Source organism: Microbacterium sp. BH-3-3-3, assembly GCF_007679045.1.
Lineage (GTDB): Bacteria > Actinomycetota > Actinomycetes > Actinomycetales > Microbacteriaceae > Microbacterium > Microbacterium algihabitans.
The window spans coordinates 1,048,656-1,074,511 of the sequence record NZ_VEFS01000001.1; the positions used below are offsets into that span (position 1 = coordinate 1,048,656).

19 protein-coding genes are annotated in these 25,856 nt (G+C 71.1%); 11 read left to right on the plus strand and 8 right to left on the minus strand.

The features are described 5' to 3' along the window. Positions 1-58: 58 nt before the first annotated feature. From FS769_RS04920 to FS769_RS04930, 3 genes are all read left to right on the plus strand, one after another. Entirely contained in the window at positions 59-1,807 is a 1,749-nt protein-coding gene (locus FS769_RS04920; protein ID WP_222123896.1) for a sodium:proton antiporter, read from the plus strand. 95 nt (positions 1,808-1,902) lie between these two features. Further along, complete coding sequence (locus tag FS769_RS04925) at positions 1,903-2,655, plus strand: SDR family NAD(P)-dependent oxidoreductase (RefSeq protein WP_144830112.1); 753 nt, start codon at positions 1,903-1,905, stop codon at positions 2,653-2,655. A 162-nt stretch (positions 2,656-2,817) separates the two neighbouring features. After that, the gene (locus tag FS769_RS04930) at positions 2,818-3,294 is read left to right on the plus strand and encodes a dehydrogenase (protein WP_144830115.1); all 477 of its coding nucleotides are present in this window, start codon (positions 2,818-2,820) and stop codon (positions 3,292-3,294) included. Between the two features lie 244 nt (positions 3,295-3,538). On the opposite strand, the gene FS769_RS04935 is transcribed toward FS769_RS04930, so the two are convergent. From FS769_RS04935 to FS769_RS04970, 8 genes are all read right to left on the minus strand, one after another. After that, entirely contained in the window at positions 3,539-5,878 is a 2,340-nt protein-coding gene (locus tag FS769_RS04935) for an excinuclease ABC subunit UvrA (RefSeq protein WP_144830116.1), read from the minus strand. 218 nt (positions 5,879-6,096) lie between these two features. After that, complete coding sequence (locus tag FS769_RS04940; RefSeq protein ID WP_144830120.1) at positions 6,097-7,644, minus strand: DEAD/DEAH box helicase; 1,548 nt, start codon at positions 7,642-7,644, stop codon at positions 6,097-6,099. 184 nt (positions 7,645-7,828) lie between these two features. Continuing rightward, entirely contained in the window at positions 7,829-8,401 is a 573-nt protein-coding gene (locus FS769_RS04945) for a DNA-3-methyladenine glycosylase I (protein WP_144830123.1), read from the minus strand. 123 nt (positions 8,402-8,524) lie between these two features. Beyond that, positions 8,525-10,627 carry an acyl-CoA dehydrogenase gene (locus FS769_RS04950; protein WP_144830126.1) on the minus strand — a complete coding sequence of 701 codons (2,103 nt, stop codon included), beginning with the start codon at positions 10,625-10,627 and terminating at the stop codon, positions 8,525-8,527. A gap of 299 nt (positions 10,628-10,926) precedes the next feature. Continuing rightward, positions 10,927-12,969 carry a DNA helicase RecQ gene (recQ, locus tag FS769_RS04955; protein ID WP_186325423.1) on the minus strand — a complete coding sequence of 681 codons (2,043 nt, stop codon included), beginning with the start codon at positions 12,967-12,969 and terminating at the stop codon, positions 10,927-10,929. A gap of 169 nt (positions 12,970-13,138) precedes the next feature. Further along, positions 13,139-17,143 (minus strand): type VII secretion protein EccCa, encoded by a 4,005-nt coding sequence (gene eccCa / locus FS769_RS04960; RefSeq protein WP_144830129.1) that lies wholly within the window; start codon positions 17,141-17,143, stop codon positions 13,139-13,141. Next, on the minus strand, positions 17,140-18,147 hold the full coding sequence (locus FS769_RS04965) for an RDD family protein (RefSeq protein ID WP_144830132.1): 1,008 nt from the start codon (positions 18,145-18,147) through the stop codon (positions 17,140-17,142). The genes eccCa and FS769_RS04965 overlap by 4 nt, the downstream gene beginning before the upstream one ends. After that, positions 18,144-19,508: a hypothetical protein gene (locus FS769_RS04970; protein ID WP_144830134.1), complete on the minus strand. Its 1,365-nt coding sequence runs from the start codon at positions 19,506-19,508 to the stop codon at positions 18,144-18,146. The genes FS769_RS04965 and FS769_RS04970 overlap by 4 nt, the downstream gene beginning before the upstream one ends. A gap of 291 nt (positions 19,509-19,799) precedes the next feature. Between FS769_RS04970 and FS769_RS04975 the strand changes: the two genes are divergently transcribed. The 8 genes from FS769_RS04975 (at position 19,800) to eccD (ending at position 25,854) form a co-directional block, all read left to right on the plus strand. Continuing rightward, entirely contained in the window at positions 19,800-20,111 is a 312-nt protein-coding gene (locus tag FS769_RS04975) for a WXG100 family type VII secretion target (RefSeq protein WP_144830137.1), read from the plus strand. A 29-nt stretch (positions 20,112-20,140) separates the two neighbouring features. After that, a complete protein-coding gene (locus FS769_RS04980; protein WP_260979696.1) occupies positions 20,141-20,428 on the plus strand; it encodes a WXG100 family type VII secretion target in 288 nt (95 codons plus the stop codon). A gap of 113 nt (positions 20,429-20,541) precedes the next feature. Continuing rightward, positions 20,542-20,937, plus strand: coding sequence for a hypothetical protein (locus FS769_RS04985; RefSeq protein ID WP_144830139.1), 396 nt, complete (start codon positions 20,542-20,544; stop codon positions 20,935-20,937). 38 nt (positions 20,938-20,975) lie between these two features. Then, a complete protein-coding gene (locus FS769_RS04990) occupies positions 20,976-22,232 on the plus strand; it encodes a S8 family serine peptidase (protein ID WP_144830142.1) in 1,257 nt (418 codons plus the stop codon). Continuing rightward, on the plus strand, positions 22,229-23,785 hold the full coding sequence (locus FS769_RS04995) for a hypothetical protein (protein WP_144830145.1): 1,557 nt from the start codon (positions 22,229-22,231) through the stop codon (positions 23,783-23,785). Before FS769_RS04990 ends, FS769_RS04995 begins: the two co-directional genes overlap by 4 nt. 54 nt (positions 23,786-23,839) lie before the next feature. Continuing rightward, a complete protein-coding gene (locus FS769_RS05000) occupies positions 23,840-24,157 on the plus strand; it encodes a WXG100 family type VII secretion target (RefSeq protein WP_144830148.1) in 318 nt (105 codons plus the stop codon). Further along, entirely contained in the window at positions 24,157-24,450 is a 294-nt protein-coding gene (locus tag FS769_RS05005; protein ID WP_144830152.1) for a WXG100 family type VII secretion target, read from the plus strand. Before FS769_RS05000 ends, FS769_RS05005 begins: the two co-directional genes overlap by 1 nt. Positions 24,451-24,519: 69 nt before the next feature. Continuing rightward, positions 24,520-25,854, plus strand: coding sequence for a type VII secretion integral membrane protein EccD (gene eccD, locus FS769_RS05010; protein ID WP_144830155.1), 1,335 nt, complete (start codon positions 24,520-24,522; stop codon positions 25,852-25,854). The last annotated feature ends 2 nt before the right edge of the window (positions 25,855-25,856 follow it).

Below are 25,856 nucleotides of genomic sequence, written 5' to 3' on the forward strand. Positions count from 1 at the left end.
GGGCCGATACCGGGCTCGCGCATCGAGGGCGCCGGGAGCGGAGGGCTAGCCTCGGAGGGTGATCGATCCCCTCATCCTCGTCGTCGCCGGCGTGGTCGTGGTCGCCCTCGCCACCGTCATCGCGCCGCGCTTCAACGTCGCGGGGCCCCTCGTGCTGCTCGCGATCGGCGCGGCTGTGAGCCTGCTGCCGTTCGTTCCGCCCTTCGCGCTGAACCCCGAGGTCATCCTCATCGGCGTCCTCCCGCCCCTGCTGTACTCCGCGGCCGTGCAGCTGCCCGCGATCGAGTTCCGCCGCGACTTCGCCCCCATCGCGGGGCTCTCGGTGCTGCTGGTGGTCTTCAGCTCGCTCGTGCTCGGGGTGTTCTTCTGGGCGGTCATCCCCGGGCTGGGCCTCGCGCTGGGCATCGCGCTGGGCGCGATCCTCAGTCCGACGGATGCCGTGGCCACCTCGATCGCGAAACGCCTCGGCATCTCTCCGCGGGTCGTGACCATGCTCGAGGGCGAGAGCCTGCTCAACGACGCCACCGCGCTGGTGATGCTGCGCACGGCGGTCGCCGCCGTGGCATCCGGATTCGCCTTCGGCGACGCCCTCGCCAACTTCGCCTGGGCCGTCGTGATCGCCCTCGTCCTCGGCGCGGTCATCGGCTGGGTGAATCTGCGCGTGCGCGAGCGCGTCACCAACTCGGCAGCGAACACCGCGCTGAGCTTCACGATCCCCTTCATCGCCTACCTCCCCACCGAGCACCTCGGCGGGTCGGGACTCGTCGCCGCCGTGGTCGCGGGGATCGTCACCGGGCAGGGAGCGGCGCGTCGCTTCACCCCCGAGCAGCGCATGAGCGACCGGCTGAACTGGCGCACGATCGAGCTGATCCTCGAGGGCGGGGTCTTCCTCGTGTTCGGCCTCGAGCTGAAAGACATCGTCACCGCCAACCTGCGCGAGCACGAGGGGCTCTGGCACGGCACGTGGCTCGCTCTGTCGGCCCTCGGCATCACGCTCGCGGTGCGGGCGCTGTACGTGTCGAACCTCGTCTGGGTGCAGGGTCGCCGCAGCCGGCGGGCCGACCGCCATCAGGAGCGGATCGACGGAGCGCAGGAACGACTCGACCGCTTCGAAGAGGCCTACCGCAACGCGCCGGAGCAGTTCGGCGCGTCGGCGGCGAACCCCGAGCGCGCGGAGCGGCGCATCGGCTGGATGCGCGGCCGCATCTCGCGCACCATGGCCGACCTCGACTACTACCGCGACACCCCGCTGGGGGCGCGCCACGGAACCGTCATCGTCTGGGCGGGTATGCGGGGTGTGGTCACTCTCGCGGCCGCGCAGACGCTGCCGGAAAATACCTCGCAGCGCCCGCTGCTGATCTTCGTCGCGTTCCTCGTGGCGCTGTTCAGCCTGGTGCTGCAGGGACTCACCCTCGGGCCCGTCGTGCGCGCGGTCGGACTCACCGGCAAGGGCGGAGAGGGTCCGTCCCGCGAGGAGCAGCAGGCTCTCGACCTCGAGCTGCGCGAAGCCGCCGTCTCGGCCGTCGCCTCGGGCGCGCTGACGCGCCGCAACGGCGACGCCTTCTCCCCCGAGCTGGTCGAGCGCGCCGGGGCCCTCGTCGTGCGCCCGCCCGACGAGGAGGCGACCGAGAGGGTGCGCGATCTGCTCGAGCTGCGCCTGGCCTCGATCGAGGCGATGCGTCATCGCCTCGGGGCGCTCAGTCGCGATGGCCGGTACAGCACGGCTGCGCTGCGCCACGCTCTCGCCGAGCTCGACGCCGACCAGCTCAGCCTCGAGCTGCGCATCGACGACGGCGACGACGACTGACGCGGAATACCCCGCCCCTCCACGCCGTTTCCATTCATGCGCATGCGGTCACCGCGAAAGTCGTGGCGACTCGACGGCGGGAGAGAAGAGCATCCATGAGCAGGTTCGCCCAGAAGGTCGCCCTCGTCACCGGAGGCGGAAGCGGAATCGGTGCCGAGATCGCACGGAAGATGGCCGGCGAAGGCGCCTCGGTCGTCGTCACCGACATCAACGAGGACGCCGCGAAGAAGGTCGTCGCGCAGATCACCGAGGCCGGCGGAACCGCCGCCGCGTTCGCGCAGAACACCGCGAAGTGGCAGGACTCCGAAGCAGCCGTGGACTTCGCGAAGCAGACCTACGGCGGCCTCCACCTCGCCGTCAACAACGCCGGCATCGGCGGCCCCGCGGCCACCATCGGCGATTACGACGTCGACGCGTGGGACCGCGTACGCTCGATCAACCTCGACGGCGTCTTCTACGGACTGAAGTTCCAGCTGCCCGCGATCGTCGCCTCGGGCGGCGGCGCGATCGTCAACATGGCGTCGGTGCTCGGCTCGGTCGGCATCGCGCAGAGCTCCGCCTACGTCGCCACCAAGCACGCGCTCGTCGGACTCACGAAGGTCGCCGCTCTCGAGTACACCGCGCAGGGTGTTCGCACCAACGCGGTCGGTCCCGGCTTCATCGACACCCCCCTCGTGCGCGCCAGCCTCTCGCCCGAAGCGCTCGCGCACCTCGAGATCGAGCACGCCGCCGGCCGCCTCGGAACGGATGCCGAAGTCGCCGCGCTCACGCTCTTCCTGCTGAGCGACGACGCGTCGTTCATCTCGGGCAGCTACCACCTCGTCGACGGCGGGTACTCGGCCCACTGAGTCCGCCCCGTCGTTCCCGGGCCCGTCGCGCAGCGCGCGGCGGGCCCGTAGCGGCGGTGGGTGGTCGGGACGCGGGTGTGCTGGCCACGGCCGGGACGGCCACCGATGGGCGGGAAGGGGGATTCGCAGGGGCCGTACGGCACAATGGAGGTGGAGGTTTCCATGAGCGATCCGATCCCGACGATGCCGTCATCTGCGGGTGCCGCCGGGACCAGCCCCGTGCCCCTCGCGCACGCGGCTGCCGAGTGCCCGAAGTGCTTCACCGAGCTGCAGAGCGACCGCGACTGGTGGCGCGCCCGCCCGTCGGGATCCCGCCTGGTCGGCCTTGTGGTCTCACGCCCCGACATGGAGTCGGTCAAGCAGCAGCGCGATGACCTGACTCGCTTCGGCGTTCCGATCGAGGGCTTCCGTCACCCCGCCCCCGAAACGCTCGAAGGGTGGGCGGGTCGACTCGACCGGTTCTTCGGAACCCTTACGCGCGGCGACGTCCTCGTTGTCGCGAGCGTGCACGCACTCGGCCTCACGCGCGAGGACGAGACGCGCGCGGTCGCCGATCTGCGTCGCCGCGGCGTCATGGTCAAGGTGCTGTCGCACGGCGACCGCCACCTGCACGACGCGACGCTCCACACGCACGGCTGAGGCGCAGCCGCCCCGCCGCTGTCGCGCGGGGAGGTCCCTGAGCCTGTCGAAGGGACCGGACACTTCACCGGGCCCCGCCGACTTCGCGCGGGAGGTCCCTGAGCTTGTCGAAGGGACCGGGCTCACCGGGCCCCGTCGTCGCACGGAAGGTCCCTGAGCCTGTCGAAGGGACCGGGCATTTCGCCAGACGCTGCCGTCGTCGCACGGAAGGCCCCCGAGCCCGTCGAAGGGACCGGGGCTCCCCTCAGGCGCCGACGTAGCGCGCGAGATGCTCCCCCGTCAGGGTCGAGCGCTGCTCGACGAGCTGCGCGGGCGTCCCCTCGAACACGATCGAACCGCCGTCGCGCCCGGCCCCCGGGCCGAGGTCGATGATCCAGTCGGCGTGGGCCATGACGGCCTGATGGTGCTCGATGACGACGACGGTGTTGCCGTCGTCGACCAGGCGGTCCAACAGCCGCAGCAGCGTGTCGACGTCGGCGAGGTGCAGGCCGGTGGTCGGCTCGTCGAGCACGTAGACGGCCCCCGGCTTCGCCATCGAGATCGCGAGCTTCAACCGCTGGCGCTCGCCTCCCGACAGGGTGCTCAGCGACTGACCGAGGGTCAGGTAGCCGAGCCCGACGTCGCGGAGGCGACCGAGCACCGCGGCCGCGGGACCCTTCGTGAGGAATTCGGCCGCCTCGTCGACCGACATCGCGAGCACCTCGGCGATGTTCTTGCCGTCGAGGGTGTACTCGAGCACGTCGTCGGAAAAGCCTGTTCCCTCGCAGAGTTCGCACACGGTCTCGACCGTCGATTGGAAGCCCAGCTGCGTGACGATCACGCCGAGGCCTCGGCAGGCCGGGCACGCGCCCTCGCTGTTCGCGCTGAACAGGGCGGGTTTGACCCCGTTGGCCTTCGCGAACGCCGCACGCACGGCGTCGAGGATGCCGGTGTACGTGGCGGGGCTGCTGCGCCGCGACCCCTTGATCGCGGTCTGGTCGACGACCACGACGTCGTCGAACGCGGGCAGGTTGCCGTGGATGAGAGACGACTTGCCGGAGCCGGCGACCCCCGTGACCACGGTCAAGACCCCGCGAGGCACGTCGACGTCGACGCCCCGGAGGTTGTGCTGGGTCGCGCCGCGGATCGGCATGGACCCGGTGGCCGGCCGGACCTTCTCACGCAGCTGGGCCCGATGGTCGAGGAAGCGCCCGGTGAGGGTGTCGGAGGCACGGAGTCCTGCGACGTCGCCCTCGAACTGGATCGTGCCGCCCGCACGCCCCGCTCGCGGGCCCAGGTCGACGACGTGATCGGCGATCTCGATGACCTCGGGCTTGTGCTCGACGACGAGCACGGTGTTGCCCTTGTCGCGCAGCTGCAGGAGCGTCTCGTTCATGCGCTGGATGTCGTGCGGGTGCAGGCCCGCGGTGGGCTCGTCGAAGACGTAGGTGATGTCGCTGAGGCTCGAGCCGAGATGCCGGATCATCTTCGTGCGCTGCGCCTCACCGCCCGACAGCGTTCCGCTCGCGCGGTCGAGCGAGAGATAGCCGAGGCCGATGTGGACGAAGGAGTCGAGCGTCTCGCGAAGCCCCTGCACGAGAGGCGCGACCGACGGATCGTCGACTGTGCGCACCCAGGCGGCGAGATCGGTGATCTGCATGGCCGCGGCATCCGCGATGTTCACTCCGTCGATGCGCGACGAGCGAGCACCCTCGTTGAGCCGGGTGCCCTCGCACGCCGGGCAGGCGACGAAGGTGACCGCGCGGTCGACGAAGGCGCGGATGTGCGGCTGGAGCGCGTCGCGGTCTTTCTGCAGCATCGACTTCGTGATCTTGGGCACGAGGCCCTCGTAGGTCATGTTGGTGTTCGCGATGCGGATCTTGGTCTGCTCGCGGTACAGGAAGTCGTTGCGCTCCTGCTCGGTGAACTGCTCGATCGGCTTGTCGGCGTCGAAGAAGCCCGATTCGCTGAAGACGCGCACCATCCAGCCGTCGGCGGTGTAGCCCGGCACGAGGATGGCGCCGGCGTTGAGCGACAGCGTCTTGTCGACGAGCTGATCGAGATCGATGTCGCTGACCTGACCGAGTCCCTCGCACTCGGGGCACATGCCGCCGGTGATCTCGAACGAGCGGCGCTCCTTCTGCCCCTTCTTGGCACCGGTCGCGTGGGTCACGGCACCCGCGCCCGAGATCGACGGCACGTTGAACGAGAACGCCTGCGACGAGCCGACGTGCGGCTGCCCGATCCGGCTGAACAGCACGCGCAGCATCGCGTGCACGTCGGTGGCCGTGCCGACCGTGGAGCGCGCGTTGGCGCCCATGCGCTCTTGATCGACGCGGATGGTGGCGCTGAGATTCTCGAGCGCGTCGACGTCGGGCCGCGACAGCTCGCCCATGAACTGCTGCACGAACGTGGGGTAGGTCTCGTTGATGAGCCGCTGCGACTCGGCCGCGATCGTTCCGAACACGAGCGACGACTTGCCCGACCCGCTGACCCCGGTGAACACGGTGAGCCGACGCTTGGGCACGTCGAGGTCGACGTTCTTCAGGTTGTTCTCGCGGGCGCCGCGCACGCGGATGACGTCGTGGGCGTCGGATTCGGTCATGGGCGTCTCCTCGGATCGACCCCAGTGTGGCGGAGACCTCCGACATTCGCGAGGCGCGACGGATCGGGAGGCGCTGCCGTGCGGATCCGACGGGTGACACGCCGCTCCTCGGCGTTCGGCCTCCGGCGCGGCGTGGTCCACATCCGCACGACGGCAGCTGCCGCCGGAGACGACGATGCCCCCGCAGACGGATCTGCGGGGGCATCGGGAAAGTCGACTCAGCCTTGGGCGCGACGGTTCGTGCGGGGGCTGCGTGCTCCGACGACCATGCCGGTCGTGGGGGTTCCGGATGCCGAGCGCCCGGCGCCCTGCGGACGACCTGCACCCGTGCGCTGACCACCGGCGGCCGACTGGCCGCGGCCTGCACCGGAGGAACGCTGACCCTGGCCGCGACCGCCCTGCGGGGCGCGTCCGGCGGCGGGAGCATCGGTGCCCTGGGCGCTGCCACCCCGACCGCGGCGCTGGCGACCGCCACCGGCGGCGGGAGCCACGGCATCCGTGCCCTGCGTGCGCTGTGCGCGCTTGCGCTGGGCGTTGGCGCCCTGCGAGCGGCCGCCGCCCTGCGGCTGGGCCACGATGGGCTCGGGCTTGACGTAGGCGGCGACCTCGCCGACGAGCGCGACGACCTCGGGAGAGGTCGGGGTCACGGCCGTGGGCGTGGCCGAGATCTTGGCCTTGCGCAGGATGTCGAGGGTGTCGCGACGCTGCTCGGGGAGCATGATCGTGACGACGTCACCGGCGGTGCCGGCACGGGCGGTGCGGCCTGAGCGGTGCAGGTACGCCTTGTGCTCGACGGGCGGGTCGACGTGGACGACGAGCTCGACACCGTCGACGTGCACGCCGCGGGCGGCGACGTCGGTGGCGACGAGCACCTTGGCGCGTCCGTCGCCGAAGGCGGCGAGGTTGCGGTCGCGCTGCGGCTGCGACAGGTTTCCGTGCAGGTCGACCGAGGGGATACCCGCAGCCGTCAGAGCCTTCGCGAGCTTCTTGGCCTGGTGCTTGGTGCGCATGAAGAGGATGCGGCGCGCGGTGCCCGAGGCGAGCGTCTGCACGAGGTCTTTCTTGGCGTCGGCGTCGGCGGGAGCGAAGACGTGGTGGGTCATCGCCGCGACGTGCGAGTGCGCCTCGTCGACCGAGTGCAGCACCTCGTTGCGCAGGAAGCGCTTGACGAGCTTGTCCACACCATTGTCGAGCGTGGCCGAGAACAGCAGGCGCTGACCACCGGCGGGCGTGCGCGACAGCAGACGCGTGACGCCCGGGAGGAAGCCGAGGTCGGCCATGTGGTCGGCCTCGTCGAGCACGGTGATCTCGATGTCGTCGAGGCTCGCGTAGCCCTGACCGATGAGGTCTTCGAGGCGACCGGGGCACGCGACGAGGATGTCGACTCCTCCGGCGAACGCGTCGACCTGGCGCTTCTGGTTCACACCGCCGTAGACGGTGGTCGTGACCAGGCCGTAGGCCGCGGCGAGGGGCTTGATGACCTCGTCGATCTGGTTGGCGAGCTCACGGGTGGGGGCGAGCACGAGCGCACGGGGCTTGCGGCCACGACGGCGGTCGTTCTTGCCGGCGAGGCGGGCGACGAGGGGAAGCGCGAAGGCGAGGGTCTTGCCCGAGCCCGTCTTGCCGCGGCCGAGCACGTCGCGGCCGGCCAGGGTGTCGGGCAGGGTGTCGGCCTGAATGGGGAACGCGTCGTTCTTGCCCTGCGAGGCGAGAACGTCGACGAGAGGGGCGGGCACGCCGAAGTCGGCGAAAGTCTGGGACGTCATGAATACTCCTGCCGCGGCGCACGCGCGCACGGCGATTCGGGATGCCGCGAAGCTGCGGCCAAGTGGGCGAAGGCGCCGAGTGGCGCATCCGTTCGCCGTGAAGGTCAAAGGCCCGAAAGAAGGGGCCGGTGCGTTCGACGACGCAGGGAGCGAAGGCTCCCGATGAGACCAGTCTAGCGGGGCGTCACGCCTCCGCGCGCCAGCACCCCGCGACGTGGTCGTCGACCATGCCCGCGGACTGCATGAGCGCGTACATCGTGGTGGGCCCGACGAAGCGGAAACCCCGGCGCCGCAGCTCTGTGCTCAAGGCGGTCGACTCGGCGGTGACGGTGGGCACCTCGGCGAACGTGCGGGGAGGGGTGTGCGCCACCGGCGCGAACGACCACATCAGGGCGTCGAGCTCCCCGTCGGCCATGCGTTCGAGGAGGCCGGCGTTGCCGATCACGGCCTCGATCTTGGCGCGATTACGGATGATCCCGGCATCCTGCATCAATCTCTCGACGTCGTCGGGGCCGAAGGCGGCGACCACCGCCGGATCGAAGTCATGGAACACCTCGCGGAAGCGCGGACGCTTGCGCAGGATCGTGATCCAGGCGAGCCCGGCCTGGAAGCCCTCGAGGCTCATCTTCTCGAAGAGGCGACGGTCGCCGTGCAGCGCCGTGCCCCACTCCTCGTCGTGGTAGCGCTGATACTCGGCGTCGGCGCCCGCCCAGGCGCAGCGCCGGATGCCGTCGGCTCCGGTCACGAGATCGGTCATGGGACCCAGGCTAGAGGGGACCTCCGACACCGCGGCATCCGGAACCTCGTCCTGCCTCGCGGACGGGGCTGACACGAGAGCAGGCCGACCCGTCGCGGATCGGCCTGCTCTCGTGCGGATGCGTTATTTGCCGGGCTTCTTCTCCGGAACGGGAGCCGTGCCCGACGCCTTCAGCTCGGCGTAGTACGCGGCCGCCTCGTTCTGGCGGTCGTCCTCGACACCCGAGGCGATCGACGCCCGGATGTGCTCGGGGCCGTAGCCGAACGCATCGACCAGGTCTTGCGCGTGCGGGCGCAGACGACGGCACAGGCGGTCGATGTAGCTCGACACCGCGGCCCCGCGCTGCGCGGAGAGGCGGCCGTTGATGAGGTACCACGCGAGGTGCTTCTCGATGAGCTGCAGGCCGAAGAGGTCGCGCAGCCAGGTGAGCACCGTGAGCGTGTCGCGGTCGGTGATGCGGTTGATGGCGTCGGTGAACGCCTCCCACAGCAGCAGTTCGCCGTGCGCGCGCGCCGCTTCGATCAGCTGCGCCTGGTTCTCGTTGAACAGCGCCGCCGCGTCTTCGCGCGAGAGCTTGGATGCCGGGCGCAGGCGCCCCGCGATGTCGGCGATCATCTGCTGCACACGGTCGGCGAGCAGCTCGTGCTGCTGCTCGGCGCGCAGGCCCCGCTCGACCGCACGGGCGGTGGAGCCGAAGTCGGACACGGCCTGGCCGAGCTGACGCATGCCCGCGCCGTGGAACAGCTTGCCGGCGGTCTGACCGACCGCGAAGGCGGCCAGCTGCTTGGCGTCCTTGCCCTTGAACTGGCGGGCGTAGTCGGCGAGGAGTCGCTTGCCGACGAGCTGCAGCAGGATGTTGTTGTCGCCCTCGAACGTCACGTAGATGTCGAGGTCGGCGCGCAGGCCCACGAGGCGGTTCTCGAAGAGGAAGCCCTGCCCGCCGCACGCCTCGCGCGACTCCTGCAGGGTGTCGAGCGCGTGCCAGGTCGACAGCGGCTTGAGCGCCGCGGCGAGGGTCTCGAGGTCTTCGCGGTCGGCGTCGGTGTCGAGGCGACCGCTGAAGACGCCGTCGAACTTCTGCAGGAACTCGTCGTGGGCGAAGATCTGCGCGTACGTGGTGGCCAGACGCGGGAGCAGGCGACGCTGGTGCTTGCCGTAGTCGAGCAGGGTCACCTCGGGGGTGCCGCTGCCGGAGTCGAACTGACGACGCTGGTTGCCGTAGGTGATGGCGATCGTGAGGCCGATGGCCGAGGCCCAGGCCGCGGCACCGTCGAGCGACACGCGACCCTGCACGAGCGTGCCGAGCATCGTGAAGAAGCGACGACCGGGGCTGGCGATGTCGCTCGAGTAGGTGCCGTCGGCGGCGACGTCGCCGTAGCGGTTCAGCAGGTTGGTGCGCGGGATGCGCACCTGGTCGAAGTGGAGACGGCCGTTGTCGATGCCGTTCAGACCGCCCTTGAGGCCGTCGTCTTCACCGCCGATGCCGGGGAAGAAGTTCCCCTCGTCGTCGCGCAGCGGCACGTAGAAGCAGTGCACGCCGTGGTTGACGCCGTCGGTGATGAGCTGGGCGAAGACCGTCGCTGCCTTGCCGTGCAGGGCCGCGTTGCCGAGGTAGTCCTTCCACGCACCGCGGAACGGCGTGTGGATGACGAACTCCTCGGTCGCGGGGTCGTAGGTCGCGGTCGTGCCGATGGCCGACACGTCGGAGCCGTGCCCGGTCTCGGTCATCGCGAAGGCGCCGGGGATGTCGAGGCTCATGATGCCCGGAAGCCACTTGTCGTGGTGCTCGCGCGTGCCCAGCTGCAGCACCGCCGAGCCGAACAGGCCCCACTGCACGCCCGACTTGATCTGCAGGCTCGGGTCGGCGGCCACGAGCTCTTCGAAGCCGGCGATGTTGGCGCCGTTGTTCTCTTCGCCCCCGAAACGCTTCGGGAAGGCGCGGTGCACGGCCTTGTTCTGCACCAGCAGGTGCAGCTGGCTGAGGGTGCGCTCGCGGTGCGCGTCCATGCCGAGGCTGTCGTCGCGCCAGAGGGCGGGATCCTTGATCAGCTCGCGCGCCTGGCGGCGGGTGTCGCCCCAGGTGCCGAGCAGCAGGTCGGTGACCCGCTCGGTATCGATACGCGCCTCGGAGGCCTCGGCGGCGGAGTGCGGCGCGGTGGGCGCACCCCCGACGGGCGTACGCGTGCTCGTAGCGGGCGTGGTGGGACGGACGGCGGCGTCGGTCATTCTCGGCACCTTTCGACGTTGCAAAGGACGACTCTCACGGTAGGTGTCCCACAACGACAACCCAAACCTCCTGTGCGATACGCACAACACCCGCGGGCCCCGCTGCGAGAGGTCGTTGTGGGTGGTCAACATTCCCGTGAGAGGACTGAGCGGTCGCGCGCGACCGAGCGAGGTCCCTGAGCCTGTCGAAGGGACCGGGACCCGTGCGGAGCTCAGTTCGCGGTGGCTTCGACGAGCTCAGCCACCTACACCGAGCGAGGTCCCTGAGCCCGTCGAAGGGACCGGGGCCCGCGCAGAGCTCAGTTCGCGGCGACCACCGTCAGGATGCCGTCGCCGTACGCCTCGCGCTTCTTCGCCCCGATGCCGGTGATGCCGTCGAGATCGGCGATCGCGGCCGGCCGCGCAGCGGCGATCGCCCGCAGGGTCGCGTCACCGAAGACGATGTAGGCCGGCACGCCCTGCTCGCGCGCCTTCTCGGCGCGCCAGGCGCGGAGCGCCTCGAACAGGTCGCGGTCGCCCGGGGCCACGTCATCGGCACTCGACTTCCGTTGCCGGCTACCGCCGCCGCCCCCACCGCCGGTGCGGCCGAGCGCATCGCGTCGCAGCGGCACCGGCGTCTCGCCGCGCAGCACGCCGGCCGAGGCCTCGCTCAGCGCGAGAGTGCCGTAGTCGCCCTGCGCGACGACGATGCCGCGGGCGAGCAGCTGACGGATGACGCTGCGCCAGTCCTGGTCGCTCAGATCGGCCCCGAGGCCGTACGTGCTGAGGCGGTCGTGCCCCTGCTGCGAGATGCGCTCGGTCTTGGCTCCGCGCAGGATGTCGATCAGGTGTCCCGCGCCGAAGGCCTGGCCGCGCTCTCGCTGCAGCCGCACGATCGTCGACAGAAGCTTCTGTGCGGCGACGAGGCCGTCCCAGGTGTCGGGCGGGGTGAGGCACGTGTCGCAGTTGCCGCACGGCTCGGAGCGCTGCCCGAAGTAGTCGAGAAGGTTCTGCCGACGGCAACCGACCGTCTCGCAGAGGGCGAGCATCGCGTCGAGATGCTGACCGAGTCGCATCTTGTAGGAGCGGTCGCCGGGTGACTGGTCGATCATGCGGCGCTGCTGCACGACGTCGCCGAGGCCGTAGGCCATCCAGACCACCGAGGGGTCACCGTCGCGACCGGCGCGACCGGTCTCTTGGTAGTAGCCCTCGACCGACTTGGGCAGGTCGATGTGGGCGACGAAGCGCACGTCGGGCTTGTCGATGCCCATACCAAAAGCGATCGTGGCGACCATGACGACCCCGTCTTCACGGAGGAAGCGCGATTGGTGTGTCGCCCGCACCGACGAGTCGAGACCCGCGTGGTACGGCAGGGCGTTGAGCCCCTGCGACGACAGGTAGGCGGCGGTCTGCTCGACGGTCTTGCGACTGAGGGCGTAGACGATGCCGGCCGAGCCCTCGGGCTGCGATCGGATGAACTGCACGAGCTGGCGTCGCGGGTCGACCTTGGCGTCGATGCGGTACTGGATGTTGGGTCGGTCGAAGCTCGCCACGAACCCCCGGGCGTCGCGCAGGCGCAGACGCTCGACGATCTCTCGCGCCGTCTCGGGCGTCGCCGTGGCCGTGAGAGCCATGCGCGGCACCCCGGGGAAGCGCTCGGCAAGATCGCCCAGCGCGAGGTAGTCGGGGCGGAAGTCGTGGCCCCACTGCGACACGCAGTGCGCCTCGTCGATCGCGATGACGCTCAGTCGGCCGTGCGAGAGCAGGCCGAGGGTCTGCGCCCCGTTGAGGCGCTCGGGGGCGACGTAGAGCAGATCGAGCTCGCCCCCGAGATACGCCTGCTCAACGGCCTGACGCTCGGCCGGAGCCTGGGTGGAGTTGAGGTAGCCCGCGCGCACGCCGTTGGCGATCAGCGCCTCGACCTGGTCGTGCATGAGCGCGATGAGCGGGCTGACGACCAGGCCCGTGCCCGGGCGCACGAGCGCGGGCACCTGGTAGGTGACGCTCTTGCCGCCACCGGTCGGCATGAGAACGACGGCGTCGCCCCCGTCGACCACGTGCTGCACGATGTCTGCCTGGTCGCCGCGGAAGGCGTCGTACCCGTAGACCTCGTGCAGCACCTCGCGCGGGTCGCGCCCGGTGAAGTCGCGCACCGCGGGCAGTTCGCGCGCGGTGCCCGTCGCGGCCGCCGCGCGGGCGAATGCCGACGTGGGATCGACGGGCGGGGGCGGGGCGTCGAAGTCGTCGGGCGGCCCGAACAGATCGGGGTCCCAGTCGGCGCCGGCGTACGGGTCGTCGGGGACGTCGAACGGCTCGGGCGGCGCGTCGGCGTAGGGCTCGGAGGCGGCGCCGGGATAAGTCACCCGACAACGGTAACCCGGGCCACCGACACCGACACCGCCCCGGCATCCGTCGGGGGACGACCGGGGACGACAGGGCGACTGTGGAGAAGGCGTGGCCCCCGGACGGGCGGGACGGAGACCGCCGCGGCATCCGTCGTGGATGCCGCGGCGGCTCAGGAGAGGAGGTCGCTCAGTGCGCGGGCGGTGAGAACGCCAGCTGCGCGGCCACGAGTCCGTGCTCGCGGCTGACGATCTGCGCACGGCCGGGAGCCGCGCGCTCGGGCTTGACGCGCCCGATGAGCGCTCCCTCTTCGGGGTTGCCGCCCAGCAGGATGCCGGTGACGCCCAGGTCGGTGAAGCGCTGGATGATCGGGTCGTACGCCGCACGGCTGGCGCCGCCCGAACGTCGCGTCAGGATGACGTGCAGGCCGAGGTCGCCGGCCTGCGCCAACAGGGGCTGGAGCACCGCGAGCGGGTTGCCCTGGCTGGTGGCGACGAGGTCGTAGTCGTCGACCAGAATGAAGCCCTCGGCGCCCTTCCACCAGCTGCGCTCGCGCAACTGCGCGGGCGTCACGTCGGGTCCGGGAATGCGCGTGGAGAAGTACTGCGCGAGGTCGTTCATGCCTCCGGTGGCCAGGTCGTGCGAGGTCAGGTAGGCCCCGAGGTAGTCGTCGGGGATCTCGCCCAGCAGCGCGCGGCGGTAGTCGACGACGAAGATCTTCGCCTCGGCCGGCGTGTACAGGCGCTGGATCTCGGCGGCCGTCGCCCGCAGGAACGACGACTTGCCCATTCCCGAGTCGCCGTAGACGAACAGGTGCGGTTCGACGCGGGGGTCGATGCCGAACGGCGAGAGCTGCGCCTCTTCGATGCCCAGCAGCAGTCGACCGTCGCCGGGTTCGGTGAGCGCGCGCACCTCGTCGAGCGAGATGTCCTCCGGCAGCAGCCGGAGCTTCGGACCGGGTTCGCCGTGCCAGGCGGCGGAGACCTTGGCGATCATGTCGGACACGCCGTCGGCGATCGTCGCGGCATCGTCCGAGCCGTCGATGCGCGGGACCGACGTGAGCATCTGCAACTTGGTCGGGCTGAGTCCGCGTCCCGGCTGACCGACCGGGACGTTCGCGGCCTGCTTGCGGTCGACGTCGGAGTCGGTCGGATCGCCGAGGCGGAGTTCGACGCGCGTCTGGATGAGGTCCTTGAGGTTCGCGCGGATCTCGAGCCACCGGTTGGCCGTGACGACCACGTGCACGCCGAAGCTCAGTCCTCGCGCGGCGATGGTCTGCACGCGCGCCTCGAGCGGCTCGAACTCCGCGCGCAGCGTCGACCAGCCGTCGACGACGAGGAAGACGTCGCCGAAGCCGTCGTCGAGCCGGCCTTCGCGCCGACGCGAACGGTAGGTGTCCATCGAGTCGACGGCGTTGCGGCGGAAGTACTGCTCGCGCGCGTCGAGCACGGCCTCGACCTCGGCGACGGCGCGTCGCACGGCCTCGGGTTCGGTGCGCGTCGCGACGCCCGCGACGTGCGGGTGCTGCTGCATCGCGGTGAAGCCTCCACCGCCGAAGTCGAGCACGAAGAACTGGAACTCCTGCGGGGTGCCCGTCAGGGCGAGGGCCGAGACGAGCGTACGGGCGAGCGTCGACTTGCCGCTGAGGGGCGAGCCCACGATGGCGACGTGACCGGCCGCCCCGCCGAGCGAAACGGTGAGGTTGTCGCGGCGCTGTTCGAGCGGGATGTCGACGACGCCGATCGGCACCGTGAGCGCCCCGGCGTCGCGCCAGCGCTTCGAGACGAGCCCGAGGGCCGGGTCTTCGGCGAGATCGGGCATGAGGGCGTCGAGCGGCGACGGCTCGGCCAGCGGCGGAAGCCACACCTGGTGGGCCTCGGGTCCGCGGTCCTTCATGCGGTCGACGGCGATCTGGAACGTCGAGCGCTTCTCGGCCACCGGTGCCGCGATGGCCGCGGGCGCGGCATCCGGAGTCTCATCGGCCTGGTCGTCGTCGGGCTGCGCGAGCGCGGTGAAGACCTCCACCCGCGCCGGACCCGAAGACGCCCCGCCGAACTCGTCGACCGCGACGCCGGCAACGCCCTTGGGACGCCCCGACACGTACGCCGCACGGAACTGCACGAGGTTCTCGGTGTCGCTCTTGAGGAAGCCGACGCCCGGCTCCTGCGGAAGCGTATAGGCATCGGGGGTGCCGATGATCGTGCGGGACTCGGATGCCGAGAAGGTGCGCAGACCGATGCGGTACGACAGGTACGTGTCGAGGCCGCGGAGCTTGCCCTCTTCGAGTCGCTGCGACGCGAGGAGCAGGTGCACGTGCAGCGAGCGGCCGACGCGACCGATGTTGAGGAAGCTGTCGACGAACTCGGGCTTCGCGGTCAGCAGCTCGGAGAACTCGTCGACGACGATGAGCAGGGCCGGAAGCGGGGCGAGATCGGTACGGCCACCGCGGCGGGCGGCCTCGTACTCGCCGACGTTGGCGAAGTTGCCCGAGGCGCGCAGCAGCTCCTGGCGGCGCACGACCTCACCCTGAAGAGCGTCCTGGAAGCGGTCGACGAGCGCGAGCTCGCTGCCGAGGTTGGTGATGACCGCCGACACGTGGGGCATCTCGGCCATGCCGGCGAACGTCGCGCCACCCTTGAAGTCGACGAGCACGAAGTTGAGCTGCTCGGGCGAGTGCGTCATCGCCAGCGCGAGCACGAGGGTGCGCAGCACCTCGGACTTGCCCGAACCGGTCGCACCGACCATCACGCCGTGCGGGCCCATGCCCTGCGACGCCGACTCCTTCAGGTCGAGCACGAGCGGGGTGCCCGAGGGTTCCTGACCGATCGGCACGCGCAGCCGATCGCGCTCGAGGCGGGGCGCCCACGCGCGGTCGAAGTCGACCGAACGCACGTCGGGAAGCCCGAGCAGTTCGGTCAGCTCGAGCTGCCCCTGCGTCGTCGGCGCATCGACGACGATCATCGGAGCGGGGCGCAGCGGCATGAGCCGCCGGGCGGTGGCCTCTGCTTCGGCCACGGTCATGGCATCCGGAACGAAGGTCTGCGCGCGGCCCGCACCGTCGATGAACTCCGCGGTCGCGGTCGGCGCCTTCTCGTCACCACGGCGCACCCGCACCGGAGCGGGGGCATCGGCCAGGGCGACGCGCGCGCTGAGGGGGTCGTCGAGCTCATCCCACCGGACGGGCAGGTCGACGATCGTGACGCCCTGCGCCCCTTCGAGCCCCGCGAGCTGCTCGTGGCCCGTGATCTCGACGCCGTCGACGATGAGCAGGACGTGCGGGGTCACTCCGGCGCCGGGGGCGAACCGCGGGCGCGAGGCGAGCTGCGCGGGGAGCATGTCGACGAGTTCGTCGACGGATGCCGCGATCATGCGCGCCGGCCCGAGGCGGTCCTGCACCCGCGACGACATCGCGTGCGGCAGCCACTTCACCCAATCCCACGCGGCGGTCTGCCCGGGACCGGCCAGCACCGCGACGACGACGTCTTCGGGATCGTGCAGGGTCGCCGCCGACGCCACGAGCGAGCGGGCGAGGCTGCGCACGGCCTCTTCGTCGGAGCCGACCAGCTCGACCCGCGCGTAATCGGCGAGCGGGAAGCCCAGCGGCAGATCGCGCTGGATCTCGTGCGTGAGCATGAAGCGGTGCGCGGCGGAGGCCGCCACCGGGTCGAGCTGGGCGAGCGGCGGAAGCTCCGGCGCCTCCAGCGTCAGACTCAGGGGCTGATCCGTGACGCCGATGCGCGCGAGCAGGAACGTCTCGTCGCCCGGCTGGCGCTCCCACACCCGCGAGCGCTCCTCCGCGATGAAGGGCAGGGCCGCCGGGGCGGGCATGATCCACCCGCCGTGACGACGCTGCTTGCGCGCGGCGACGCGCACCGTCTCGCGAAGGTCTGCGAGGTACGCGAGGTACTCGCGTCGGTTGCCGAGCACCTCGGCGTTGCGCTGCGCGCGCTGGCGCCAGCCGTTGACCGCGACGAAGCCGAGCGACGACAGCAGGAACATGCCGCCGATGAGGAAGCCGGTGGGGCCGCTGTTCGAGATCGTCACCATGACGATCGCGCCGACACTGCCGAGCATCGGCAGGAGGGAGGTCAGGATGCCGCTGCCGCCCTCGTTCGGCACGAGCTCGGGTGGCGGCTGCAGGACGATGCGTCCGTTGGGCTGCGACGGCGGGGCGATGCGCGGACCCGTGCTCACACCGGACCTCCGATCAGGCGACTCAGGGTGAAGACTCGTTCGCTCAGACGAACGCGCGCGCCGTCTTCGAGCAGCGTGCGGGCTCCGGGACGCAGGGCGTGCACCGTGCCGTCGTCGGAGATGATCTCGGAGCCGTTGGTCGACCCGGCATCGATGACCCAGGCGTTCTCGCCGTCGTGCTCGAGCCGCAGGTGGGTCTTCGAGATCAGCCGGTCGGGATCGTCGACGACGATGAGCAGGTCGCCGGGCTCGTTCGAAACGGGCGCACGACCGAAGTTGACGGCGGCGGGAAGGTCGAGCTGCTCGCGCTGGCCGGTGTCGAACACGATGAGAAGCTGCGCGTGCTCGGTGCGCGGGGCGGATGCCGCGGGCTCGGGGGTCACCGCGACGGGACCGGGGGCGATGACCGGGGCCCGCTCGCCGGCGGCGGCCGAAGCGTCGATCGCGACGAGGGGCGTCTCCCACGCGGGGGCCTCGGGGAGGTCGACGACGGCCGCGTCGACCCGCAGCGGTTCGCGCGAGGTGGAGGGGCGAGCGTGCACCGTGGGCTCGGACAGCCCACGGGCCTCGTCGGCATCCGTCGTCTTGTCTTTGGGCACCGCCAGCAACACGGTTCCGGCCGCGCGATCGGCCCACGACCGTCGCCGACCGCTCTTGTCGAACGCGGCGGATGCCACGACGACCCAGGCACCCGCCACCAGCACGAGACCGCCGAGGACGACGAGCGAGCCGCGGACGAACGCCCGCCCCGCGCCCGGGACGACAGGCTCGTCGACGCGCGCGGCGCGCAGGCCGAAGAGTAGGGCGCCCGGCGTCAGGCCGCGTCGCGCCTGCAGGATCCACAGGCCCAGGAGCGCTTCGGCGGCCACGGCGATGCCGAGGACCGGGGAGCCGAGGAGGAATGCCACGCCCGAGGAGATGACCACGAGGGCCGCATCGACACTGAAGGCACCCAGTCGCACCCCCACCGTCGCGGGCGCGCCGAACGGCGGCGTCTGCGTCATGTCGCCATCATCGCACGCGCGATCTCCACCGCTCCGGCGGCCAACATGCCCGCCGGAAGAGAGAACGCCGTCGCCAGCGCCTCGAAGACGTCGCCCGTGCGCGACCACCCCAGCGAGCGCAGTCCGCGCCCCACCGGCACCACCAGCAGCGCAGCGCCGAGGCCCCCCACCAGCAGGAGTCCCGCCACGACCACGAGGAGCCCCGACGGGATGGTCGGCACGAGGGCCGCGAGCACCGCCGCGACGACGACGGCTGCCCCCACGCGGGCCACCCAGCGCAGGAACGGCACCGTGCTCTTGCGCGAACCGAGCAGAAGAGCGAGGACGACAGTGGATGCCAGCGCGATGCGCCCGGCCATCACGACGGGGTTGTCGACGTCGAAGGTCGGCAGAGCCGTGAACGCGCTGGCAGCGCCCGCCGTCACGAGCATGACGACGCCGATCGTCAACCGCGCGGTCGAGCGTTCGACCAGGGCGTCGGCGTCGTCGGCCTCGATCGTGCGCACCTCTTCGGGCAGGTTCTGACGCACCGTCCAGCGGGTGCTCTGGAAGCGGCCGTAGTCGATGAAGGTGCCGGGTTCGACGTCGACCAGGCTGGCCTGAAGCACCCGCTGCGCGACGGGGACGAGGCCGAGGGTGATCGCCGCCGGCGCCGAAGGGTCGAGATGTAGCAGGAGAGAGAGCCCCCACACGGCGGCGAGGATGGCCGCGACGATCGTGGCGGTGCGCCCCTGCGCGCGCAGGGTGTCAGTCGCGCCGAGCACTCCCACGACGCCTGTGACGACGGCGCCCGCGAGGAGCCCCGTGAACACGGCGACCAGCTCGGTCGAAGCGGGCTGGTCGGGCACGACCGCGACGCCGCCGCCGAAGGCGAGGGCGAGGAGACCCACGACCGGAGCGAGCGTCGCGGTGCGAGCGGACGCGCGGAGGGCGAAGACGGTCGCCGCGGCGAGCGCCGCCAGCAGAGCCGCGGCGGCGACGACCGCGCGCACGTCGGGCGGGAGGGCGTCGGCACCGATGAGGCGGACAAGAGCCAGGATGCCACCGGCGGCCGCCATGACCCACCAGGCCGCCGTAGTGCGCGACGACGCGACCGGTCGCAAGGATCGCCCCGTCGCCTGCGCGACGGTGGCGCGCGGATCGACCAGGACGAGCACGACTCCGTCGTCGAGGGTGGCCATCGAAGTCGAGCGGTCGATCTCGCGCCCCGAGACGCCGACGACGCGCACCGACCCATCGGAAGCGGACCCGGCGGCCCGCAGCACGTCGTCGATGCGAGCGTGGAGCGGGACGACGAGGTCGAAACGCGCAGCGCCGTCGATGAGCGCGACACGTCGCCCCTGCATCACTTCCGCGCTCAACGGTCCCCCTCGTTCTCGCGCCACCGGCCCCAGGGCCGCCGCAACCGCACCAGCGTATCCACCCCGCGGGCATGCTCCGGTCTTTCCTCCCACCACCGGGAATAAAGATGAGAGTTTTGTCATCTTCGAAAAAGCGCAAGTGGCTTGTATCCCGGCACCGCTTTACATATGGTCGTGACCCGGTGGGGGGCTCCGGTTCTTCATCGATCCCGCGCGCGGGGCCGAATCCCGCGTGTGCAGACATGATCCGCAACGCCCGGGTTCGCCCGGAGGAACATCGAGGAGACACACGTGGCAGATCTCATCGCGGCCCAGGAGGGTGCGCTACGACGCGGAGCCGAAGCCGTCAACACCGCCAAGGGCGGCATCGACGAGCAGGTCCGCAAGGTCCGTTCCGAGCTCGACCAGGTTGCCGGTTTCTGGACCGGCGCAGCGGCCGGTTCGTACACGCAGCTCATGGCGCGCTGGAACGAAGAGACGACGAAGCTCAACAACGTGCTCGTCACGCTCGAAGACGCCCTGCGCGGCACCGAGCGCGACCAGGCGGCTTCGGAAGAGTCGCACCAGCAGACCATCGGCAACCTGGGCTCGCTGCTCGGCTGACCCCGCTCGACACGAAAGAAGGAACTCTCATGCAGTCCATGTCCGTTCGTCCCGAGCGGGTCATCGCCCTCTCCGGTCAGATCCGCAACGGTGCCTCCGGCATCCGCACCCGTCTCGACGAGCTCGAGTCGCAGGTCAACGCCCTCCGCTCCTCGTGGGACGGTGACGCGCAGACCGCGTACGACCAGGCGCAGGCCCAGTGGACGCAGTCCATCACCCGCCTGAACGAGCTGCTCCAGCAGATCGCCGGCAAGACCGACGAGATCGCCCAGGGCTACACCTCGACCGACAAGTCGGCCGCAGGCCGCTTCGCCTGACCCCCTCCGGAGCCGGTGGCCGCTGCGGCGGCCGCCGGCTCCCGGGCTCACGCCCGTGCGCAGCATATTGCTGCCCTCCATACATTCCGATCACAGAGAAACGAGTGATCCCCATGGCCGAGTCGATCTTCCTCAATCTCGAGCTGGCGCTGCAGCGCGTGCTGCAACTGACCCAGGTGCCCGAGGAGCTCCCCTCCCCGGGAGCCATCGAGATCGTCGACGGCAACGGCACCGAGCCCGCCGCGGCGCGCTTGACCGATCAAATCCGTCAGCAGGCGATCGAACTGAGCCATCAGGTCGAGAACCTGCGCTCCACGGTCGCTCACAACGCCGAGGCCCTTTCTCAAGCGGCCCAGTCCCTGCAAGAGACGGACACCTCTGGCTCGCTCATGTCGCAGAACGCCCTGTCGATCGTCGAATCGGCGGCGGAGCCCGCTGCGGTAAGCGACCCCTCGTCCGGCGGGGGAGCAGCCGGTGTGCGGTCCGTCCTCCCGGGTGCGCCCCGGTGACCCGTCGGCAGGTTCTCGTCGGACGCACTCTCGGAGCGATGTTGGCGGCCGGGGCCCTCGCGCTCGGCGGGGCCGTGCCGGCCGCGACCGCCGCCGCCGGCGGCGAATACGACTGGTGGTACGACGCCTACCAGGTGCAGACCGCGCACGACGCGGGCATCACCGGCGCCGGGGTGAAGGTCGCCGTCATCGACGGGCAGATCGATCCGAGCCTCCCGGTGTTCGAAGGCCGCAACCTCACCGTGAGCGAGGCTCAGCCGTGCAAGAACGGTGCGGCCTCGGCGACGGAGTCCGCCAACGAATCGTCCGTCCACGGCAGCACGATCACGGCCATGATCATCGGTAACGGCGCCGGCCCGAGCGGCGTTCGCGGTATCGCGCCCGATGCGGCCGTGACGTTCTACGGGTATGGATCTTCCGCAGAGAAGAAGGAACTCTGCGAGAGCCCCGAAGCCGGCCTGCGCGATTTCGGCTTCGCGGTCAAGACCGCTGTTGATGACGGCGCGAAGATAATCACGACCTCTGTGTCGATGTCGGCTTCCCCGAGCGATGCCACGGCCATCGCCTACGCGGTCGCAAAGGGGGCGATCGTGCTCGTGGCCACTCCGAACGCCGATTCCAGCTCCCTCGCGTCGAACGATCTGAGCACCATGAACGGCGTCGTCGCGGTCTCGGCCATCGACAGCTCGGGCGCCCTCCAGCCCGGTGACGGCGCATCGCCCTTCGGCGTGGCTCACGCCGACATCGTGGCCGCGGGAGTCGACCTCCCGACCGTGGGAGTCTCCGGCGACTGGAACACGAGCGGGGTCACCACCGGATCGTCTTTCTCGGCGCCGGTCGTCGGCGGAATGCTCGCCCTCGCGGCGCAGAAGTGGCCCGAGGCCACCGGCAATCAACTGGTCCAGGCGATGATCGCGACCACCAACGGGACGCAGCACGATCCGACGCGCACTGAAGACGGGTACGGCTACGGCGCCGCGTGGTTGCCCACGATGCTCAGCATCGATCCCACTGGCTATCCGGACCAGACACCGCTCATGAACAAACCGGCGGGCTTCCCGACAACGGAGCAGATCGACCGCGCTGTCGCCGCCGGAGGTTTCACCCCCGACGAGCAACCCCGCAGCGTCGACCAGTACGCCGACGCCGAGCCCACCTCCACCGGCTCCGATCTCGGAGCGCTGGTGATGTGGGCCGCGATCGGTATCGGAGCCCTCATCGTGGCGGCCGTGGTCGTCATCGTCCTCATCGTCGTCACCCAACGCCGCAAGGCTGGAAAGGGGAACAGATCGTGACAGGTATCTGGGAGCAACGTCTGCAGAATCTCGCCGAGGGCGGCGTGCCGTGGGACCTCCCAACCAGGTGGGAGCTGGCCGGGGCGCTCGAGGCACTCAAGCAGGTCCTCGACTCTGCCGCGGAAGACCCGGGCCTCGCGGGCGCGTCAGGCGACGCGGCACGAGCGCAGTTCACTCGGACGTCTCTCGAGATCGACGACCAACTCGTCTACCTCCGAGAGCACGTTCCGAGTCGGCTCGACCAGGCGAACGAGGTACGCCAGCAAGCGCGTGACTCCGCGGCGTCCCTTCCTCAAGGCCAGATGGACCCCGGGCAGCAGGCCATGGTCCGCGGGGCAGCCGCCGGAGCCTCCATCATCTTCGGTCCGGTCGCGTTCCTCGCCGGGGAGGGTGCGGGCCGTGCCATCAACGACTACATGGCTTCGCAGCGCGAGGCGGCTGCTCGAGAGGCCGTGGAGAAGCACTCGAACCAGTTGGACGATGTGGCGCTCGATGCACCCCCTCCGTTCACCGGGGGCGAATTCCCGCCTCCGCCGCCCCCGCCGCCGCCGTACGACCCCGACGGCGGTACCGGCTCCACCAGCGGCCGAAGCTTCCAGTCGTACCCCGACTGGGACATGACCCCTGGCGGCGGCTCGAGCGGAGGCGGCAACGTCGGCGGTGGCAACATCGGCGGCGGTGGCGAGATCGGCGGCGGCGGTAATGGCGGCGGCGAGGTCCCGACGGGCCCCGGACCCGGTGACTACGGCCCGTTCCCGACCCCGACCCCGGTTCCCGGTGGCCCGGCGCCCATCGACATCGGCAACGTTCCGCCCGACCCGACGCCCGACGGCCCGGTGATCGGAAGCCCGACGCTGCCCGGCGGCATCTCTCCGATGCCCGGCGGAGGTCTCGTCGGCGGTACGCCTGGCGGACCCGGTGCGGGTATCGGCTCGGGCCTCGGTGCGGGCCTCGTCGCCGGCGGTGGTGGCGCGCTTGCGCTCGGCCGCGTCGGTGGCGGTGGAGCCGGTGTCGGCGGCAGCCTGTTCGGTGGCGGTACGGGCGGGGCCGGAGGCTCGGCCAAGGCCGGTGGCGGCGCCCGCTCGGGAGGCCTGCTCGGCAAGACCCCCGGTGGCGCTGGTCTCGGAGCCCGTGGTGTCGGCGGCCTCGCCGCCGGCGGTGGCACGCCCGGTTCGACCGCGGCCCGCGGCGCCGGTGTGCGCGGCGGGGCGAGCGGACTCGGCGGTGCGGGCGGCGCCGGAGGCACGGGCGCTGCCGGTGGATCCGCCAAGGGCGGGGCTCGCGGCGGCGGAGTCGGAGGCGGCACTTCCGCAGCAGGCGGATCCGCAAAGGGCGGGGCTCGCGGTGTCGGAGGCGGCTCGGCAGCCGGCGGCGGCCGCGGAGCGGCCTCGGGTTCGCGCGGCGTGGGCGGCATGGGCGGCCCCGGCTCGCGCTCCGAACGCAAGGACGAAGCCGCGCGCGGCCTCGGAGGCCCGATCGCTCCTCGCATGGAAGACGACGAAGAGATCGCCCCCCGGTCGGAGAACGCGCAGGCCGGCGGTCGCGACGAGTGACCGCTCGCCGAACACTCCCCTGTCTGATCGACTCCACGAAAGAGGAGAACCACGATGTCTGACCGCATCTCCGCCGGAGAGGGCGCGCTCGTCCGGGGCGCCGAAGCGGTGTCGGGCGCGCACGCCGATGTCAACGACAGCGTCCGGCGCGTGCTCGCCGAGCTCGACGAGCTCGCCGGCAACTGGGTCGGCGACGCCGCCTCGTCGTACAGCGCGCTGGTCAACGAGTGGACGGCCAGCGCCGACCGCTTGAACAGCACGCTCGTGACGCTCAGCGCCGCCCTCCGCTCGACCGCGCAAGACCAGGAAGCGGTGGAAGAGCAGCACCGCACCACCATCCACGGACTCGGCTCGATGCTGGGAGGCGAGTGATGAGCGACCTTCGCGTCACCCCGGAAGCGCTCCATTCGGCGGCGGGTCGCCTGCGCGCCGAGTCGGCCCGCATCGATGCGACCCTCGGTGGACTCGACGCCGAGGTCTCACGACTGCGCGGCCAGTGGGAGGGCATGGCCCAGGTCGCCTACAACAACGCCCAGCAGCAGTGGAGTGCGACCCTCGAGCAGATGCGCGACGTGCTGCAGCGCATCGCGAACGCCACGGACTCCATCGCCGATGACTACGTCAGCGCCGACCGCGCCTCCGCGGCGCGGTTCGACGGGGCGTGACGCACCGCCCCGATAGGCTTTCGGGGTCTGACCGCAGGGGGGCTTCGGTCCGGAAAGAAGGGGCCGCGGATGGCTGACGTCATGAATGCGACGCGCGCATTGCTGCGTCTGTCGGTGCAGAGCGAGGGGCGACGTCTCGACATCGCCGTACCGGCGCAGGTGCCGGTCATCGAGTTCCTCCCCGGCTTCGCGCGCTCTCTCGGCGTGCTCGATCCGTCCATGACCTCGGCGGGCTACGCCCTGCACCGCGCGGACGGAACCACCGTCGATCCTTCGCTCGGCGCCTCGGCCCAGGGAATCGTCGACGGCGAGGTACTGACGCTGGTGCGCGGCGGCCTCGTCGCCCAGCCGCGGGTCTACGACGACATCGTCGAAGCGGTGCTCGACGCCACCTCGCAGCAGAACCGGCCGTGGACGACGCGCGACAACGCCCGCACCGCCCTCGCCGTGAGCCTCGCTCTTCTCGGCGTCTGCGCGGTGCTGCTCCTCGCCGCCGGACGCACCCTGCCCTTCGGCGCCCTCGTCGCCGGCGGCGGCGCCATCGTGCTTCTCGTCGTCTCCGCCGTGGTCGCACGTCTCGGGCAGCGCGAAGCGGGCCAGGGTCTCGGCATGGCGGCGGCCGTCTTCGGCGCCGTCGCGGGCTATCTCGCGATCCCCGCGGCGATCGACATGTGGGGATGGCCCATGGCCGCAGCCGGCGGCGGCGCGTTCGTCATCGCTGGCGTCTCGCTCGCTTTGACACGAGCACACGCCGAGCTTCAGCTTGCTCCCCTCGTCGCCGGCGGCGCGATCGGCGTCGCGGGCACCCTCGCCGCCTTCTTCCCTCCCGCCATGGTGTGGACGCTCATGATCGGCGTCGTCGGCACGCTCGCGGGCGCCCTCCCCTGGCTCGCGATGGGCACGACGCGGCTGCGCGTGTTCTCGCCCCAGAGCGACGTGGAGATGTTCGCCGACCCCGAGCCGATCGACGCCGACGACATCGCCGCTCGCGTCGCCCAGGGCAAGCGCATCCTCATCGCCCTGCGGCTCGCCCTCGCCGCGGCCGTACTGGTCGCCACTCCGCTCGTGGCCGCGCAGAACGCCACCGGTGCGATCCTGTGCGCTCTCGCCTTCGCCGGCATGATGTTCCCCTCGCGGCAGACCTACGCCCGCTCGGGCGTGCTCACGGTGATGGCCACCGGCGTGCTCGGCCTCGTCGTGGCCGGCGTCGTGGCGTCGCTCGCGCAGCCGGGCCTGCGCGTCGGCATCCTGATCGTGCTCGCCGTCGCGACCGTCAGCGTGGTGACCGTGACCCTGCTGGCGCCCAAGACGCGCCTGCGCCTCATCCGCGTCGCCGACACCGTCGAGCTGCTGGTGCTCGCCTCGCTCCTGCCGCTGTCGGTCATCTCGTCCGGACTGGCCTGACC